Below are 15644 nucleotides of genomic sequence, written 5' to 3' on the forward strand. Positions count from 1 at the left end.
AAAGCGCCACTAATCTAACACCGAAATTCCAGTAGTTTCCAACCCCCGACACCAGGTATTGGCCCCCTACTGGACTCAAACCCTGCTCAGGTGTCGCTGCAAAGCCGTCAACCAATCCCTGTGGGACATCAACTCTGAAGCCAGCTGTTCGGAACGCTTTCTGGCTTTCTCAATAATACCCTTGGAACTGGCCATCTCCCGCCCACCAAGCGTGATGCCCCTGGTGGAAAAATGCATCCCGTAAAGTACAAACAGGTAGTTCTCCACACCGAAAAGATCGAAGGTGCTGAAAAAGTCCGTACTTTTTGGCGTCGCTACCGACCACCTTTCCAGCCGCTCATTTAAAGTATCTGAGCGCGGCGCATTCTCGGTACAGTCCACCCAGAACGGCGTATCCCGGCGATCTGAAATGCAATAGTGGAGCTGAACAAAATCAATAACCCTGTCCCAGGTGTAACGTACCGCTCGATTGTAATAGCCGGTAAGCGAGGGAATATCTTCCACAAATCGGGGAAAGCTCTTCGCCAGTAAATTGGCAGAAAAGTCAGTGACCAGAATAGAGGTGGCCTCCAGAGGTTCAACAAACCCCTGCGCCAACCCCAGGGCAACGCAGTTTTTCTTCCAGAATTCCTGCCGGAAACCGATTTTCATCGGAATCTTACGCACCTCATCCGCGGACAGCTCGCGTCCCAGATACTGCGAAAACTCAGACAGCGCTTCCGCTTCCGACTGATGATGACTGGAATAAACGCACCCGAGGCCCCGCCTGTTAGTGAGCGGAATATCCCAGATCCAGCCCGCCTTGTGCGCATGGGCGGTGGTATAGGGCTGAATAGCACTGGTTGCCTCAGTAGGCTCCTGAAGCACCAGGGCGGTATCCGTCAATATCTGTGCGGATTTATCTTCGAATGGTGTCTGCAGCGCTCCCCCCAACAACACAGCGCTAAAGCCACTACAGTCGATATAAAAATCAAATGCCTCTTCTTCCCCATCGGCATAAACAAGCGATGAGATACTGCCCTCTGCAGTCAGGCGGACATCCTTGACCGTTGCAAACTTGTGCTTCACATCAAATCGCTTCTTCGCATTGGCAGCGATCAGCTCGGAAAACTTACCGGCATTGAAGTGGTAGGCATAGTCGACGGCGCCGACATAAGGAGGAGAGGATTTATGCTTTGGGCAGCGGTTTTTTTCCGCTGGAGCGTAACTGTCTGCCAACCAGGAGAAATCGAATTGATCGTCACCTAGGCAGTAGTCGGTAACATCAAAGCCTTCCGGATACGGTGTGCTAAACGGGTGGTAGTAAAAGTTATCCCGCGCACTCCCGGCACCCGCCATCCAGTTGGAAAACTTGATACCGGTCTTGAAGGTGGTGTCGCAGCTCGCCAGCAGATCAACCTCAGAAATGCCGAATTTATTCAGCGTTTCCTTGATTCTCGGCACTGTGCCCTCACCCACACCGATGACCGGCACATCTTTTGACTCGATAAGCGTGATCTCTATGTCAGGGTCCCGCGACAACTCCACACCCAGGTGGTTGGCTGCCATCCAGCCTGCGGTACCACCGCCGACAATCGCAATTTTTCTGATTTTCATCTCACTTATCTCCAGACAAAAAAAAGCCCAGCTGAAAGCTGGGCTTTTTCTTAGCTTAGGTTCTTAGAACTTGTAGCTTGCACCCAACTGGTACACCGCTTCGCCCTGGAAGGACCATGCAGGGAAACCTTCCTGCAGAGGACCTTTCATGCCGGTAGCAGAGGTATCTGCGCTAGCAGCGCCGTACTGGATGTCATCTTCTTCAAGCACGTTGATTGCTTCGAAGGTAACGTCCAGATTGTCGGTAGCATACCAGTAGAAGCTCAGGTCCAGAGAACCGAAGTCATCGTGCATACGGTTACCGTACCAGTAACCACCGTCACGAATCAGGTACTCGGAGCGGAAGTTGTATGCCGCACGCGCTGAGAAGGTATCGTTTTCCCAGTAACCTACCAGGTTATACGCATGCTCAGAAGACTCGGTGAAGATCGGCAGCTGATCCATGAAAGCGTCTTTCGGCGCTTCAGCATCAGTGTAGGTGTAGTTAGCCGCTACACCGAAGCCGTTGTCGAACGCGTGCTGGATTTGCAGCTCAAGACCCTGGATATCGGCACCGCCGGCATTTTTCAGGGATTCAACTGCCCAGGAGTCGCCACCGGCCGGATCTTCGAGGCCGATTTGCTGGTCGATCAGGATTTCAGAGGTAACGAAATCGTCGATAGACTTCACAAAGTAGGTCGCAGAAACCAGGTTGCCATCGCCGTAGTAGTATTCCAGAGCGATATCTGCACTGGTCGCTTTCATCGGCTGCAGGCCTTCACTACCAAAACGCTGAGTCTGGTTGTCGGCACGGTCATCGGCGAAACCAGCGTAGGTCACCAGCATGTCGTCGTAGGTCGGACGGCTGATTGCCTGAGAGGCAGACGCGCGCAGAACCCAGTCTTCAGCCAGCTCGTAGCGAACGGTTGCGCTAGGCAGTACGTCGCTGTAATCAGCGCTGTAAGAAGACAGAGAGTAAGCGTAACCGATGTTTGCCGCGATTTCGCCGGCCATCGGCTCGGTGCCATCCAGGTCGTACTGGGTACGGGTTGCATCAGTAGAGATGTAACGCAGACCGAAGTTACCGCTCAGGGCGCCGGATTCGAAAGTGAACATACCGTACAGAGCGGTATTTTCTTCGTTCAGCTCGGAGTAACCCGCACGCTCTTCCACCCAGCTGTCGATGCTGTCACGGGTAGCCGCAACCATCGCGCCCAGGTTGGGCTTGGGTGCAGTAAAGCCATGCTGACCGACTTCGAAAGTACCGTTGTACACGTCAGAGGCAGCAACTTGTGCAGGGTTGGTAACGATACCGCGGAATTTGCTGCGGTTTACATCGTGGTCGGTCCAGCGTACGCCGGTTTTGAAAGAAGTCAGCACGCCGACATTCAGGTCGAATTCCACATCCAACTGCGCGTAGCTTTCTTCGTCTTCAACCGGACCACTGGCAACTGCCCAGCCTTCCGGAGAGAGTACATCGCCGTAGTCTTCCAGAGACAGGCTCGGATCCAGAGTCGGCTTGATAATGATTTCTTTGCCGGTCGCGTCGATAGAACCTTGCCACAAAGACATGGTGTCGCCAGCGCGAACGCTCGGGAAGTGAGAGAAGTTGGTAGTGAAGTCGGTACCACCATCAGCTTTAGTAGAGCCGATGTTACCGCTTACACGGAAACCTTCGCCTTCGTATTCAGTGTTGAAATCGAAGGTATCAGAGCTCATGGAGGACTTACGGCCCCAGGTCTGGTTGAAGGTTTCGTTGCCCGGTGCACCGCTCGCCCAACCCGGAGCGAGGTCGCCGAACTGGGAGTTTTCAGTGGTGCTGGAAGTACACAGGCCAGCAGCATTGGTGGTGTGACAGGTCACATTGTCACCGGCCAGGGTGAACAGGTACAGGCTAGTGTTGGTGTTGTCCGCCTGCATGTCCAGGGACATGGCGTGCAGGGTGAAGGACAGCTCTTCAGTTGGCGCGTATTGCAGAGTCAGGTCCAGCGCGGTGCGCTCCTGGTCCTGCAGGAAGGTGGTCGGTGCAACGTCACCGGACCAGCGGTAGTCAGACTCGGTGCCGCGACGAACGTATTCACGGTCTTCTTTGGCGGCAGAAACCAGTACGCCGAAAGTTTCTTCGTCGTTTTTCCAGCTGTACAAGCCGGAAACTTCCGGAGCCACTTCGTCACTTACGGTGCCGACGCGAGCGGTGGTACCAATCCAGGCGGTATTGGAATCCAGGTCCAGAGGCTTGCGGGTTTTAACGATAACGGTACCGCCGATGCCACCTTCGTTCAGGTCAGCACGGGAGGACTTGTATACCTCGATGCCACCGATCAGCTCAGCGGGCAGCAGGGAGTAGTTGAAGCTACGGTCAACCGGAATGTTGTCGAACCAGCCGGTAGAGGCAACATTCTGACCATTCAGCTGAGTCAGGGTCATGGTTGGTGCTGCACCACGGATGGATACGGAAGCACCCTGACCGAAGGCACGGCCGACGGTGATACCCGGGATACGACCCAGGGCCTCACCCACGTCAGAGTCGGGGAACTTGCCCACGTCTTCTGCGGAAACGGCGTCAACCAGGTCGGTTGCGTCACGTTTGATATTTACGGCGTCTTGCAGAGCTCCACGAATACCGGTAACGGTAATTTCTTCCAGAGCTGCTTCCTGGGCAACTGCCAGCGGAGCCATCAGGCCACCACTCAGTACAGCTGCGCTGATCGAGAGAGCGAGTTTGTTGCGCTTTAGCATCGATTTCCCCTTCCTTTTTTATAGATATAAAGGTTTGGTTAGAAACTTTTTATTCACCTTGTACCGCCAAATGATAGCGCTGTCATTCAGTTTTATGATAGCGCTGTCATTCTCACGATCGACAATACACAGAAAGAAACTAAAAAGCTACAGGCCTACGGCGAAAATATCCGGGTATTTTGTCGATTCCTGTAACCGAAAACTGTCTAAAGTGACAAAAGTAAGGCGGGGACACAAAATTTCGGCGCCAAATAGGACAAAAATTATCCAAACCCAAGAGAGCGGGCCACTGTATAAGCGAACCATAGCCCCATATGGCTAGCCAAATACAACACTCCCGGCTAAAGCCGGGAGTGTTGGGTGCGCTATCAAATCACGCAGCGAACGTAAGACCGGTCACTCGATCTCTTTAATACGCATGGAGCTGGTGCCGCCCCCCATATTCAGGCGCTCACCCTGGGTAATCAGAATGCGCTGCCCTTTCTGGAATTCGACCCGGGCTCCCAGTACCTCGATGATGGCATCGGTCAAATGTCCAAGAGGTACAGAGGCAGGGTCAAACTCAATAGGCTCAACGCCGCGCAGCAGCACCAGCTGACGTGCAACCTGTGGATGACGGGTCAAGGCGTAGATTGGCAACTGAGTCGTGGCACGGGACATGATGCGCGGCGTTCGACCGGATTCGGTCAGGGCTGCCACGGCACAGAGGTTTTCCACGCGCGCCGCAGACTCAATAGCCGCCTGGGCGATCACAGTGTCGATACTTTCGGAACCAGACTTGGCTGATGCCGGGCGATTAGTAGTTCCCAGGTACTGCTCGGCACCCACTACCACTTCCGCCATGGACTCAACGGCGGCAACCGGGAAATCACCGGCGGCGGTTTCCGCTGACAGCATTACCGCGTCGGTGCCGTCCAATACCGCATTGGCCACATCCATCACTTCGGCGCGGGTCGGGGTCGGACTGGTGATCATCGACTCCATCATCTGGGTCGCGGTGATCACTCCACGGTTCAGGGCGTTGGCACGGTTGATCAGTTTCTTCTGTACACCGACCAGTGCCGCATCGCCGATTTCCACACCCAGATCGCCACGAGCAACCATGATGACATCGGAAGCGAGGATGATTTCATCCATCTGCGCATCGTCACCCACCGCCTCTGCACGCTCAACCTTGGCCACAATCGCCGCATTACTACCGGCTTCGCGCATGGCCTTGCGTGCAATCTCCAGGTCTTCCCCGCTGCGCGGGAAACTGACCGCAAGGAAATCTACATCCAGTTCGGCGGCGAGCTTAATGTCCCGGTAATCCTTTTCCGTTAGCGCCGGGGCTGACAGGCCGCCGCCCAACAGGTTGATACCTTTGTTGTTGGACAGTTTGCCGCCCTGCAGCACACGGCAGAAAAGTTTGGTGTTAGTGCCACCGGTGACTTCTAGGCGAATTTTGCCATCGTCCAGCAGCAGGATATTGCCGGGTTTGCAGTCGGCGATCAGGGAAGGGAAATCCACACCCACACGCTGCTGGTTGCCGCCTTCATTCGGGCAATCGGCGTCGAGGGTAAACTCCGCATTGTTCTCCAGGAAGATACTGCCTTCAGCAAAGCGGGCGATACGAATCTTGGGGCCCTGCAGGTCGCCAAGTACGGCCACCAGCTTGTTCTGCTCGGCAGCGGCACGGCGCACTTCTTCCACACGCTTGCGATGATCATCGGCACTACCGTGGGAGAAGTTCAGGCGCACGACATTGACGCCGGCGCGAATAATCTCGTCAATAACACGTGGCTTGTCAGTACCCGGGCCGAGTGTGGCAACAATTTTTGTATGGCGAATCATAATTGGCGGTATTCGTTTTTAAATGGATGTGAGACAGGTTTTGTTTTTATCGCAGTAACAGTTGCAGTCGCCGTTGACCGCTTTAGCAGAGCGCTAGAATTGAAAATCCGGAGCGGGTATTGCACCCACTCCGGTAGTAACGCCAGACGTTACCCGACTGTTATTACAGTCTTTGCGTTCCGGCCTTAAAGACCCTGGGCTTTTGCCATCGCCAGGCTGGTGTCGAGCATGCGGTGGGAGAAGCCCCACTCGTTGTCGTACCAGGCCATGACCTTCACCAGATTGCCGTTCACACGGGTGTGGTTGGCATCAAAGTGGCTGGACGCAGAGGTGTGGTTAAAGTCCACAGAAACCAGCGGCTGCTCGCAGAAAGACAGAACACCACCTTTGATGGTGCCGGCGGCATCGCTCATGATCGCGTTGATTTCTTCCGCAGTGGTTTCACGGCTGGCAATAAACTGGCAGTCCACCAGGGAAACATTGTTCACCGGTACACGTACCGCCATACCGTCCAGCTTGCCTTTCAGTTCCGGCAGTACCAGGCCTACGGCGGCAGCGGCGCCGGTTTTGGTCGGGATCATGTTGTCGGCAGCAGCGCGCGCACGGTAAATATCTTTGTGCACCGCGTCCTGGGTGTTCTGGTCGTTGGTATAGGCGTGAACGGTGGTCATAAAGCCACGCTCGATACCAATGGCGTCGTTCAGGACTTTGGCTACCGGGGCCAAGCAGTTGGTGGTGCAGGACGCATTGGAAACAACTTTGTGTTCTGCGGTGAGCTTGTCGTCATTAACGCCGTAAACCACGGTCAGGTCCGCATCACCGGAAGGGGCGGAAATCAGTACGGCTTTGGCACCGGCCTGCATGTGCTGAGAAGCCGCTTCCTTGCTGGTAAACAGGCCGGTACATTCCAGCACCAGATCGACTTCCAATTCACCCCAGGGCAGAGCTGCCGGGTTGCGCTCCTGGCAAACCTTGATGGTGTCACCACCGATCACCAGGTTTTCGCCGTCTACCGCAACTTCGGTGTTAAAGCGACCGTGTACAGTATCAAAACGCGTCAGGTGTGCATTCGCCTCTACCGGCGCCAGGTCATTGATGGCAACCAGCTGAATGCGGTCGTTGTAACCGGATTCATAAATAGCGCGGGTTACGTTGCGGCCGATGCGTCCATATCCATTGATAGCAATTCTGAGTTTCATATCGCTACACCCTCTGTGTCTTTAAAAAGTAAATTTTTGTTTTTTGAAGCCGGGTGTACTCCCCCCCGATGCTCCGTCGCTTACTACTAAACGTTCAAGCTCGCCGCCGGGCATCAGCCCTTCAGCTGAGAGGCCTCTTTGGCCAGGCGGGTAATTTCCGCCCAATTCTTTTCTGCCACCAGTTTCGGGGAGGCCATCCAGGAGCCGCCTACGCACACCACGTTAGACAGGCTCAGGTAGCTCAGGGCATTGCCGGGACCAACACCACCGGTGGGACAAAACTTGACTTGCGCCAGAGGGCCGCCGATGGACTTCAGCATCGGCACACCACCGGCCGCTTCTGCCGGGAAGAATTTTTGATAGCCGTAACCGCGCTCCAGCAAGCGCATGACTTCAGACGGGTTGGCAGCGCCTGGCAACATCGGCACAGATACATCCGCCGCCGCATCCAGCAGCGCTTCGGTAGCGCCCGGGCTTACCATGAAGGTCGCACCGGCGTCTACAGAGCGGCGAATGTCGCTGGCGTTCAAAACCGTACCGGTACCGATGTGCGCATCCGGCAGGTGCTTGGCGATTTCTTCCACCGCAGCCAGCGCCGCTTCAGTACGCAGGGTTACTTCCAGTACATTCAGACCGCCTTCGACCAGCGCCTGAGCCAGCGGCAGTGCGTCGCTCACATTTTCGATTACCAGTACCGGTACTACACCAGCCTGTTCCAGTACGGGGGCAAGACTCTGATTCATCGTCACTTCTTCCTAAAACTCTGTTCTCGTTTCTCGTTTTCTGAGCCCACGTTCGAGGACTCTTTTTTCAATTAGGGCGCCCAGTAAACAGTGACTGGCTTCAGCCCCTGTTTGAGAATGCTGCGCACCGGCATTTCCTGTTCGTCATCACCCAGCAAAGCCTGGCGGTACACTTTCAGCTTCTCTTCACCGGTAATCAGTAATTTTATTTCTTTCGCCTGCAAAATCGCGGCAAGGGTGAGCGTCATACGCTCGGTGTGCGCGCCGGTGACCGCACTCTGCTTTGCGGTAATGGCTTTGCACAGCTTGTCGGATTTAGGATCCAGCGCTTCGTCCAGGCCTTCAGCGAAAGGAAAGAATGACGCGGTATGGCCGTCATTTCCCATGCCCAGCAGACACACATCAAACGGACGCGGTAGCTCTTGGTAGGTGCGCTCGCAATCCGCTTCGCCCTCTGCCGGCGTTGCCGCGGCATTTTTCATACCCAGGCACGGAGCCTTGGCCGCTTCGTTTTGCAGCAGGCTGTTGGCAATAAATGCCAGGTTACTGCCCGCCTCATCTTTCTCCACCCAACGCTCGTCGACCAGGGCAACATTGACCTGCTGCCAGGGCAGCGGGCGACGGGAAAGCTCGCGGTAAACCGGTTCAGGGGAACTACCACCGCTCACCAAGAAGGTAGCCTGCCCGTTGGCTTTGATACCGGCGTGCAGTGCTGCGGCGCACTCGTTCGCCAGAGCCAGTGTGAGCCTTTCCCTGTCTGCAAAAAATTTTTCTTCGACCATGTGTAGGAACCGTATCTTGGAAATGCTGTTTGGTGAAATTGAATAACGTGTTACGGATTGCCACTAGTTCGCGTGCGAAATCAGGGGTTAAACCAGTGGTGACCATTTTCCGCCAGCAGCTGATTGGAAGCCTGTGGCCCCCAGGTACCGGAGCGGTACAGCTGCGGCTGGTTACTGGTTTCGCGCCAGTGGTCGATGATGGGGTCAACCCAGGCCCAGGCGGCAGCCACTTCTTCGCGGTGAATGAACAGCGCGGAGTTATTGGCAGCGGCATCCAGCATCAGGCGCTTGTAGGCGTCACTCTTGAAGCTGTCATAGGTATCGGACAGCGTCAGGTTCAGCTCAACCGGCTGCAATTCCATGGTGAGGCTGTCCATCTTTTTCGCCATCAACACCAGCTTGATGCTCTCTTCTGGCTGCAGGCGGATTACCAGGCGGTTCGGCAATACTTCGCCGGCCTCCGGCTGGTAAACACTGTGAGAAACGTTTTTGTACTGAATTACGATTTCTGCACAACGCTTCTCCATACGCTTACCGGTACGCAGGTAGAAAGGCACACCGGTCCAGCGCCAGTTGTCGATATGCGCGCGGATTGCCACGAAAGTCTCGGTGGTACTGTTGGGCGCCTTCAGCTCTTCCAGATAACCGGGGACCAGTTCTTTGCCCAGACCACCGGCCACGTACTGGCCACGCACGATATTTTTGTCCACATCGCCGCCAGTCAATGGGCGCAGGGCTTCCAGCACTTTGATTTTTTCCGAGCGGATATTGCGCGAGGACATGCTGTTGGGCGACTCCATCGCAATCAGGCACAGCAGCTGCAACAGGTGGTTCTGCACCATATCCCGCATAGCACCGGTGTCGTCGTAGAAGCCGGCGCGACCTTCCAGGCCAACGGTTTCAGAAATACTGATCTGGATGTGATCAATGGTCTTCGCATCCCACAGCTGTTCGAACAGCACGTTGCTGAAACGCAGTGCCAGCAGGTTCTGGACCGTTTCTTTACCCAGGTAGTGGTCAATACGGAAAATGCTTTCTTCCGCAAAGTACTCGGCAATTTTGCTGTTGATCTCGTCAGAGGTCTTGGCGTTGTAGCCCAGGGGTTTTTCGACCACTACGCGAGAGTTTTCGTGAATCAGGCCTTTAACAGAAAGGTTTTCGCAGCAGGGACCGAATACCGCCGGCGGAATCGCCAGGTAAAACAGGCGGGTACGCTTGGGATCGTTACCGAGGAGATCGACCAGCACATCCCACTGCTCGTCCGGCTTGGAAATATCCAGGGATACCGCGCGCAACATGGGGCTGAATTCTTTCCAGCTTTTTTCGTTGTACTCACCGTCGCGCAGGTGAGTTTTCAACGCCTGTTGCGCAGTCTTCAGGTACACATCTGCGTCTTCCTGACGACGGCAGACCGGCAGAATACGGGTGCCCTTGGCAAGACCGCCTTCAATGTAAGCCCGGTACAGCGCCGGAATCAGTTTGCGCAGTGACAGGTCTCCGCCGCCACCGAACAGTACCATGTCGAATGAGTTAGCCATTGTGTTTGCTCTCAAACAGTGGCGCGGGTGCCGGCTTTTCCAGCCGTCCCCGCGCGAAATTCAGTTAAAAAAGAATGCTTGCACCGGTTTCTGCGCCGCTTGCGAGCTTGCGCATATTCTTGAACAGGTCACGCCCCATGCCGGTGTCATTTCCGGACAAGTCGCATTCCGCCAGCGGACGCGCCGCCAGCTCTTCGTCACTTACTTCTACTTTGAGAACACCGGCTTCGGCGTCCAGCTCGATGATGTCGCCATCCTGAATCTTCGCGACCACACCACCTTCCAGCGCTTCCGGTGACAGGTGAATCGCTGCCGGTACCTTACCGGATGCACCCGACATGCGGCCGTCGGTAACCAGCGCCACCTTAAAACCACGATCCTGCAGTACGCCGAGCGCCGGGGTGAGTTTATGCAGCTCCGGCATGCCGTTGGCCTGAGGGCCCTGGAAACGCACTACCGCAACAAAATCTTTTTCCAGCTCGCCCGCTTTGAAGGCATCCAGCAGATCGTCCTGGCTGTTGAACACCACCGCCGGCGCTTTGACTTTCAGCTGCGGCGTTTTCAGTGCAGACACCTTGATCACGCTGTTACCCAGGTTGCCTTTCAGCAACTGCAGACCACCGTGCGGGGAGAAGGGATCACTGGCCGGACGAATGATGTCCGGGTTGCCGGACTCTTCCGCCGTCGGGCGCCAGACAACGCCGTCTTTGTCCGCATTCAGGAAAGGATCGTAGGTGTAAGGTTCCATACCGGAATCGCCCAGCACGGTGCTCACGTCGTTGTGCAGCAAGCCTGCACCCAGCAATTCGCGAATCAGGAACTGCATACCGCCAGCGGCGGCAAAGTGGTTAATGTCTGCAGTGCCATTCGGGTATACGTGGCACAGCAGCGGCACGATTTCGGAAAGCTCGGCCATGTCCTGCCAGGTGATCTGGATACCGGCAGCGCGCGCCATCGCCAGCAGGTGCATGGTGTGGTTGGTGGAACCACCGGTCGCGTGCAGGCCGACAATGCCGTTGACGAAGGCTTTCTCGGTCAGAATTTTTGCAATGGGCGTGTACTGGCTGGGTTCGCTGTTCTGCACCAGCTGTTTTACGGCGGCCGCGTTCAGTGCGTCGCGCAGCTCGGTGCCCGGATTCACAAAAGAACTACCCGGCAATTGCAGGCCCATGATTTCCACCAGCATCTGATTGCTGTTGGCAGTGCCGTAAAAGGTACAGGTACCGGCGCTGTGGTAGGACGCGCTCTCGGCTTCAAGCAGCTCCTTGCGCCCTACTTTGCCCTCGGCGTACAACTGGCGAACGCGCACTTTTTCCGCATTAGCGAGACCGGTTGGCATGGGGCCTGCAGGAATAAACATGGCCGGCAGGTGGCCGAAGGACAGAGCACCAATCACCAGACCGGGAACAATCTTGTCGCAGATGCCCAGGTACATGCTGCCGTCAAACATGTCGTGTGACAGGGAGATGGCCGTGGCCATGGCGATCACATCGCGGGAAAACAGTGACAGTTCCATACCCGGCTGGCCCTGGGTGACACCGTCACACATGGCGGGCACGCCACCGGCGACCTGCGCGGTAGCACCGTTGCGCAGGGCTTCTGCCTTGAGCATTTCCGGATAGGTGCCGTAGGGCTGGTGTGCCGACAGCATGTCGTTATAGGAAGTGACGATGGCCAGGTTGGGACCCTGGCCGGAGGCGATGAGGTTTTTGTCGTGGTCGCTGGACGCCGCCATGGCGTGCGCCAGGTTGCCGCAGGACAACTTGTGTCGCGCGCGACCTTTACCCTGGGCTCGCTCGACCTGGGCCAGGTAACTGGCCCGCGTCTCTTCGCTGCGGCGGATGATCCTGTCGGTCACCGCCTGTATCTGACTGTTTACCGCTGTTTTGTTTGCCATTGTGTTTAACTCTTCGGTTTTTTTATCAGCACGCCGTACAGTGTGTTTAAGCCTGTTCTCCGGCAGACTCAGCCATCTCTACTGCTGATGGCTCCGCGGGCGTTACCGCGCCGGTTTTGACCCGGCGGTAGTATTCGATCAACTGGACTGTGGATCCGTCTTCACCGGCCAGGTCACCAGAAGCCAGTTTTGGCTCAAGCTTGTTGGCCAGACCTTTACCCAGTTCCACTCCCCACTGATCGAAAGAATAAATTTGCAGGATCACACCCTGGGCGAAAATCTTGTGCTCGTAGAGTGCAATCAGGGCTCCCAGTGAATGGGGGCTCAACTCCTTCAAGAGTATTGTGTTACTTGGCTTTCCACCCCTGTGTACTTTGAACGGGGCCAGCCTTTTTATTTCATCCGCTGACAAGCCCTTGGCTGCCAGTTCGCGCTCTACCGACTCGGCGTCCACACCGTTCATCAGCGCCTGACTCTGGGCGAACATATTCGCCAGCAGAATCTCGTGGTGCCCCTCAAGGTCGTGCCCCGGGGCCACGCTGCCGATAAAGTCGGCGGGAACCACTTCTGGGCTCTGGTGCAGATACTGATAAAACGCATGCTGCCCGTTGATACCCGTCTGCCCCCATATTAGAGGGCCGGTGGCGTAGTCCACCTCATCCCCGGCACGGGTGGTAGATTTGCCGTTACTCTCCATGTCCGCCTGCTGCAGGTACGCCGGCAACATGTGCAGGGCCTGTTCGTAAGGCAAAACCGCGTGCGCCGGGTAGCCCATAAAGGTGCAGTACCAGACGCTCAGCAACGCCATAATCACCGGCGCGTTTTCTTCTAGTGGCGCCTCGCGGAAGTGGCGATCCATGCTCGCCGCCCCATCCAACAGTGCGCGGAAAGTCTCGAATCCGCAGGCAATGGCGATAGGCAGGCCAATTGCAGACCAGAGCGAAAAGCGCCCTCCCACCCAGTCCCAGAAACGGAAAGTCCGCTCCGGTAGCACCCCAAACTGCAGTGCCTTGTCAGGACTGGAGGTCACCGCAACAAAGTGTGCCTGGCGCAGTGACTCGAAAGACGCCTCCGGCGCCACCCGCTGCAGCCACTTCAGGGCACTGCGGGCATTGGTCATTGTCTCGCTGGTGGTAAACGTCTTTGACGAGACAATGAATAAAGTCGATTCGGCATCCAGGCCGGCCAGCACATCCGTGAGCTGGGCTCCATCCACATTGGATACAAAATGCACTGCGACATCGCCCTTCCGGTGGGCACGCAGTGCTTCGATGGCCGTCTGTGGCCCTAAATGAGAGCCGCCGACGCCAAGATTGACGACATCGGTGATCCGCTTACCGGTGTAGCTCGTCAGGTCGCCATTATGTAGTAAAACTACAAACTTTTTCAAGCGCTCTAATTCGGCCTCCGCCAGCTCAGTGACCGACTCACCACCAACCACCAGATCCTGTGCCAAACCTCCGCGCAGCGCTGGGTGCAGCACTGGCCGGCCTTCGGTGGCATTAATCGGTTTGCCAGCAAAGAAGTCCGCGCGCCACTGCTCCAGGTCAGCCTCTTTAGCCAAGCGTAGTAAATTTACGAGCGCAGCTTCATCCAGGTGGTTTTTGGAGTAATCCAGCAGAAATTCAGGTAACTCCAGCGAGAAACGCTGAGCGCGACCAGCATTTTCAGCAAAGAGTTCTGACAAGTGACGTTTCTTGATCTCGCCGGCCTGCTCCTGCAGCTGCCGCCAGATTGCGGATTGGGAAATTGCGGCGTGAGATTGCGGTTCGTGCATGATGTGCCCCCAGACTGTGGCAGGCGCGGTAAAATGGCGGCTGCCGGTTATTCTTATTTACCCCAATGCGAGAAACCCGACCCTTCACGAGCGATTCCCCACATAAATGACAACGCTGTCAATTTGGTGGCAGATTCACATAGTTGCGAAAGGCTGTCAATCGGGTTTGTAGTTTTGCTCCAAAATCTGCGGAGCAAACTGGCGCTCAGTGGCGGGAGTGAGCGAAAAGCGACTATCCTGCGGACAACCGCATTGAAAAACCCACATTGAGACGGTTAGTGGGGCAAAATGACCAGAAAGCCATCGTCCCGCGATGGTATAGCGGTTAAACTGCCCGGCTGGGCAAGACAAGGAACTAGCGCCGACTATGAAAAGCACCATCAATGATGTGGCCGCAAAGGCCGGGGTGTCGATCAAGACCGTTTCCCGGGTGATCAACAACGAGCCCTCCGTGCGTCCCGCGACCCGCAAAAAAGTCATGGATGCGGTGGAAGAGCTCCACTATCAGCCCAACCTGGCGGCGCGCAATCTGGCCGGAACCCGCAGTTACACCATTGCCTTTATTTACGACAACCCGAACGCCTACTACGTGATCGACATGCAGAACGGTATCCTGGAAGCCTGCAAGGCCCGGGGATACGAACTGCTGATTCACCCCAGCAACGCCAAGTCCCCCAGTGTGAACGATGAACTGCGGGCTCTGGTGGAGCACTCCAAGGTGGCCGGCGTGGTTCTGACCCCACCCTTCTCTGAAACCCAGTCGGTAATTGATGAGGTCAAGAAGCTCGGGCTCGATTATGTGCGTATCGTATCCAGCGGCGCTGCCGAAGGCGACGAAGACAACTGTATCCAGGTGGACGACGCCGCAGCGGCCTACGACATCACCAAGCACCTGATTGAACACGGCCACAAGCGTATCGGCTTTCTCTGCGGGGGTGAGGAACACGTTTCCACCCACGGCCGTATGGACGGCTACAAGGATGCGCTGCAACAGGCAGGTATCAGCATTGATCCGGAGCTGATCATCCCCGGTGAATACTCTTTCGATTCCGGCGTTGAGGGTGCCAAGCTGTTACTCGGCAAAGAGAATCCCCCCACCGCGATCTTCGCCAGCAACGATGAAATGGCGGCGGGCGCGTTGTTTGCAGCACGCCTGATGCATATCGAAATTCCCGAGCAACTGTCCATCGTCGGCTTCGAGGACAGCCCCTTCTCCCGCCAGACCTGGCCAAAACTCACCACCGCCCACCAGCCCAATAGCGAAATCGCCAAGTGCGCTGCGGCCCTGGTACTGAACAAAGCCCGCAGCAAAAGCGCCTCCGAAACCGCCGCCGCCAACAAAGACGCCGGCATCACCAAAAAATTCGTCCCCGAACTCCTGGTACGCGACTCCACCGGCAACTCCCCTAGCTAAACAAGAATTCACTCACCACTCGAGGATCGCCGGAAAGCGTAGCGAGCACATGCCTGGTGGTGGCCGCCGGAGCGGAAGGAACGGAATGTATATTAATACATGAGTATCCTGAGCACCGCCGGACGCCGCCAGGCATGTGCGCAGTAG

Annotated in this window: 10 protein-coding genes; 1 reads left to right on the plus strand and 9 read right to left on the minus strand. The window is 56.2% G+C overall.

Annotated features, from left to right (window positions below):
• Positions 1-75 precede the first annotated feature (75 nt).
• From M0G74_RS13835 to pgi, 9 genes are all read right to left on the minus strand, one after another.
• Positions 76-1596: a tryptophan halogenase family protein gene (locus M0G74_RS13835; protein WP_248218233.1), complete on the minus strand. Its 1521-nt coding sequence runs from the start codon at positions 1594-1596 to the stop codon at positions 76-78.
• Between the two features lie 63 nt (positions 1597-1659).
• Complete coding sequence (locus tag M0G74_RS13840; RefSeq protein ID WP_248218239.1) at positions 1660-4314, minus strand: TonB-dependent receptor; 2655 nt, start codon at positions 4312-4314, stop codon at positions 1660-1662.
• A 396-nt stretch (positions 4315-4710) separates the two neighbouring features.
• Positions 4711-6147, minus strand: coding sequence for a pyruvate kinase (gene pyk, locus M0G74_RS13845; protein ID WP_248218242.1), 1437 nt, complete (start codon positions 6145-6147; stop codon positions 4711-4713).
• A 185-nt stretch (positions 6148-6332) separates the two neighbouring features.
• Entirely contained in the window at positions 6333-7346 is a 1014-nt protein-coding gene (gene gap, locus M0G74_RS13850; RefSeq protein WP_160154336.1) for a type I glyceraldehyde-3-phosphate dehydrogenase, read from the minus strand.
• A gap of 113 nt (positions 7347-7459) precedes the next feature.
• A complete protein-coding gene (locus M0G74_RS13855) occupies positions 7460-8089 on the minus strand; it encodes a bifunctional 4-hydroxy-2-oxoglutarate aldolase/2-dehydro-3-deoxy-phosphogluconate aldolase (RefSeq protein WP_160154337.1) in 630 nt (209 codons plus the stop codon).
• 71 nt (positions 8090-8160) lie between these two features.
• A complete protein-coding gene (gene pgl / locus M0G74_RS13860; RefSeq protein ID WP_248218259.1) occupies positions 8161-8871 on the minus strand; it encodes a 6-phosphogluconolactonase in 711 nt (236 codons plus the stop codon).
• An 80-nt stretch (positions 8872-8951) separates the two neighbouring features.
• On the minus strand, positions 8952-10409 hold the full coding sequence (zwf, locus tag M0G74_RS13865; RefSeq protein ID WP_248218261.1) for a glucose-6-phosphate dehydrogenase: 1458 nt from the start codon (positions 10407-10409) through the stop codon (positions 8952-8954).
• 64 nt (positions 10410-10473) lie between these two features.
• Positions 10474-12306 (minus strand): phosphogluconate dehydratase, encoded by a 1833-nt coding sequence (gene edd, locus M0G74_RS13870; RefSeq protein ID WP_248218271.1) that lies wholly within the window; start codon positions 12304-12306, stop codon positions 10474-10476.
• A 46-nt stretch (positions 12307-12352) separates the two neighbouring features.
• Positions 12353-14083, minus strand: coding sequence for a glucose-6-phosphate isomerase (gene pgi, locus M0G74_RS13875; RefSeq protein WP_248218280.1), 1731 nt, complete (start codon positions 14081-14083; stop codon positions 12353-12355).
• A 367-nt stretch (positions 14084-14450) separates the two neighbouring features.
• Here pgi and M0G74_RS13880 point away from each other — a divergent pair, with 367 nt between their 5' ends.
• Entirely contained in the window at positions 14451-15497 is a 1047-nt protein-coding gene (locus M0G74_RS13880; protein ID WP_160154342.1) for a LacI family DNA-binding transcriptional regulator, read from the plus strand.
• The last annotated feature ends 147 nt before the right edge of the window (positions 15498-15644 follow it).

Source organism: Microbulbifer sp. CAU 1566 (assembly GCF_023156515.1).
GTDB lineage: Bacteria > Pseudomonadota > Gammaproteobacteria > Pseudomonadales > Cellvibrionaceae > Microbulbifer.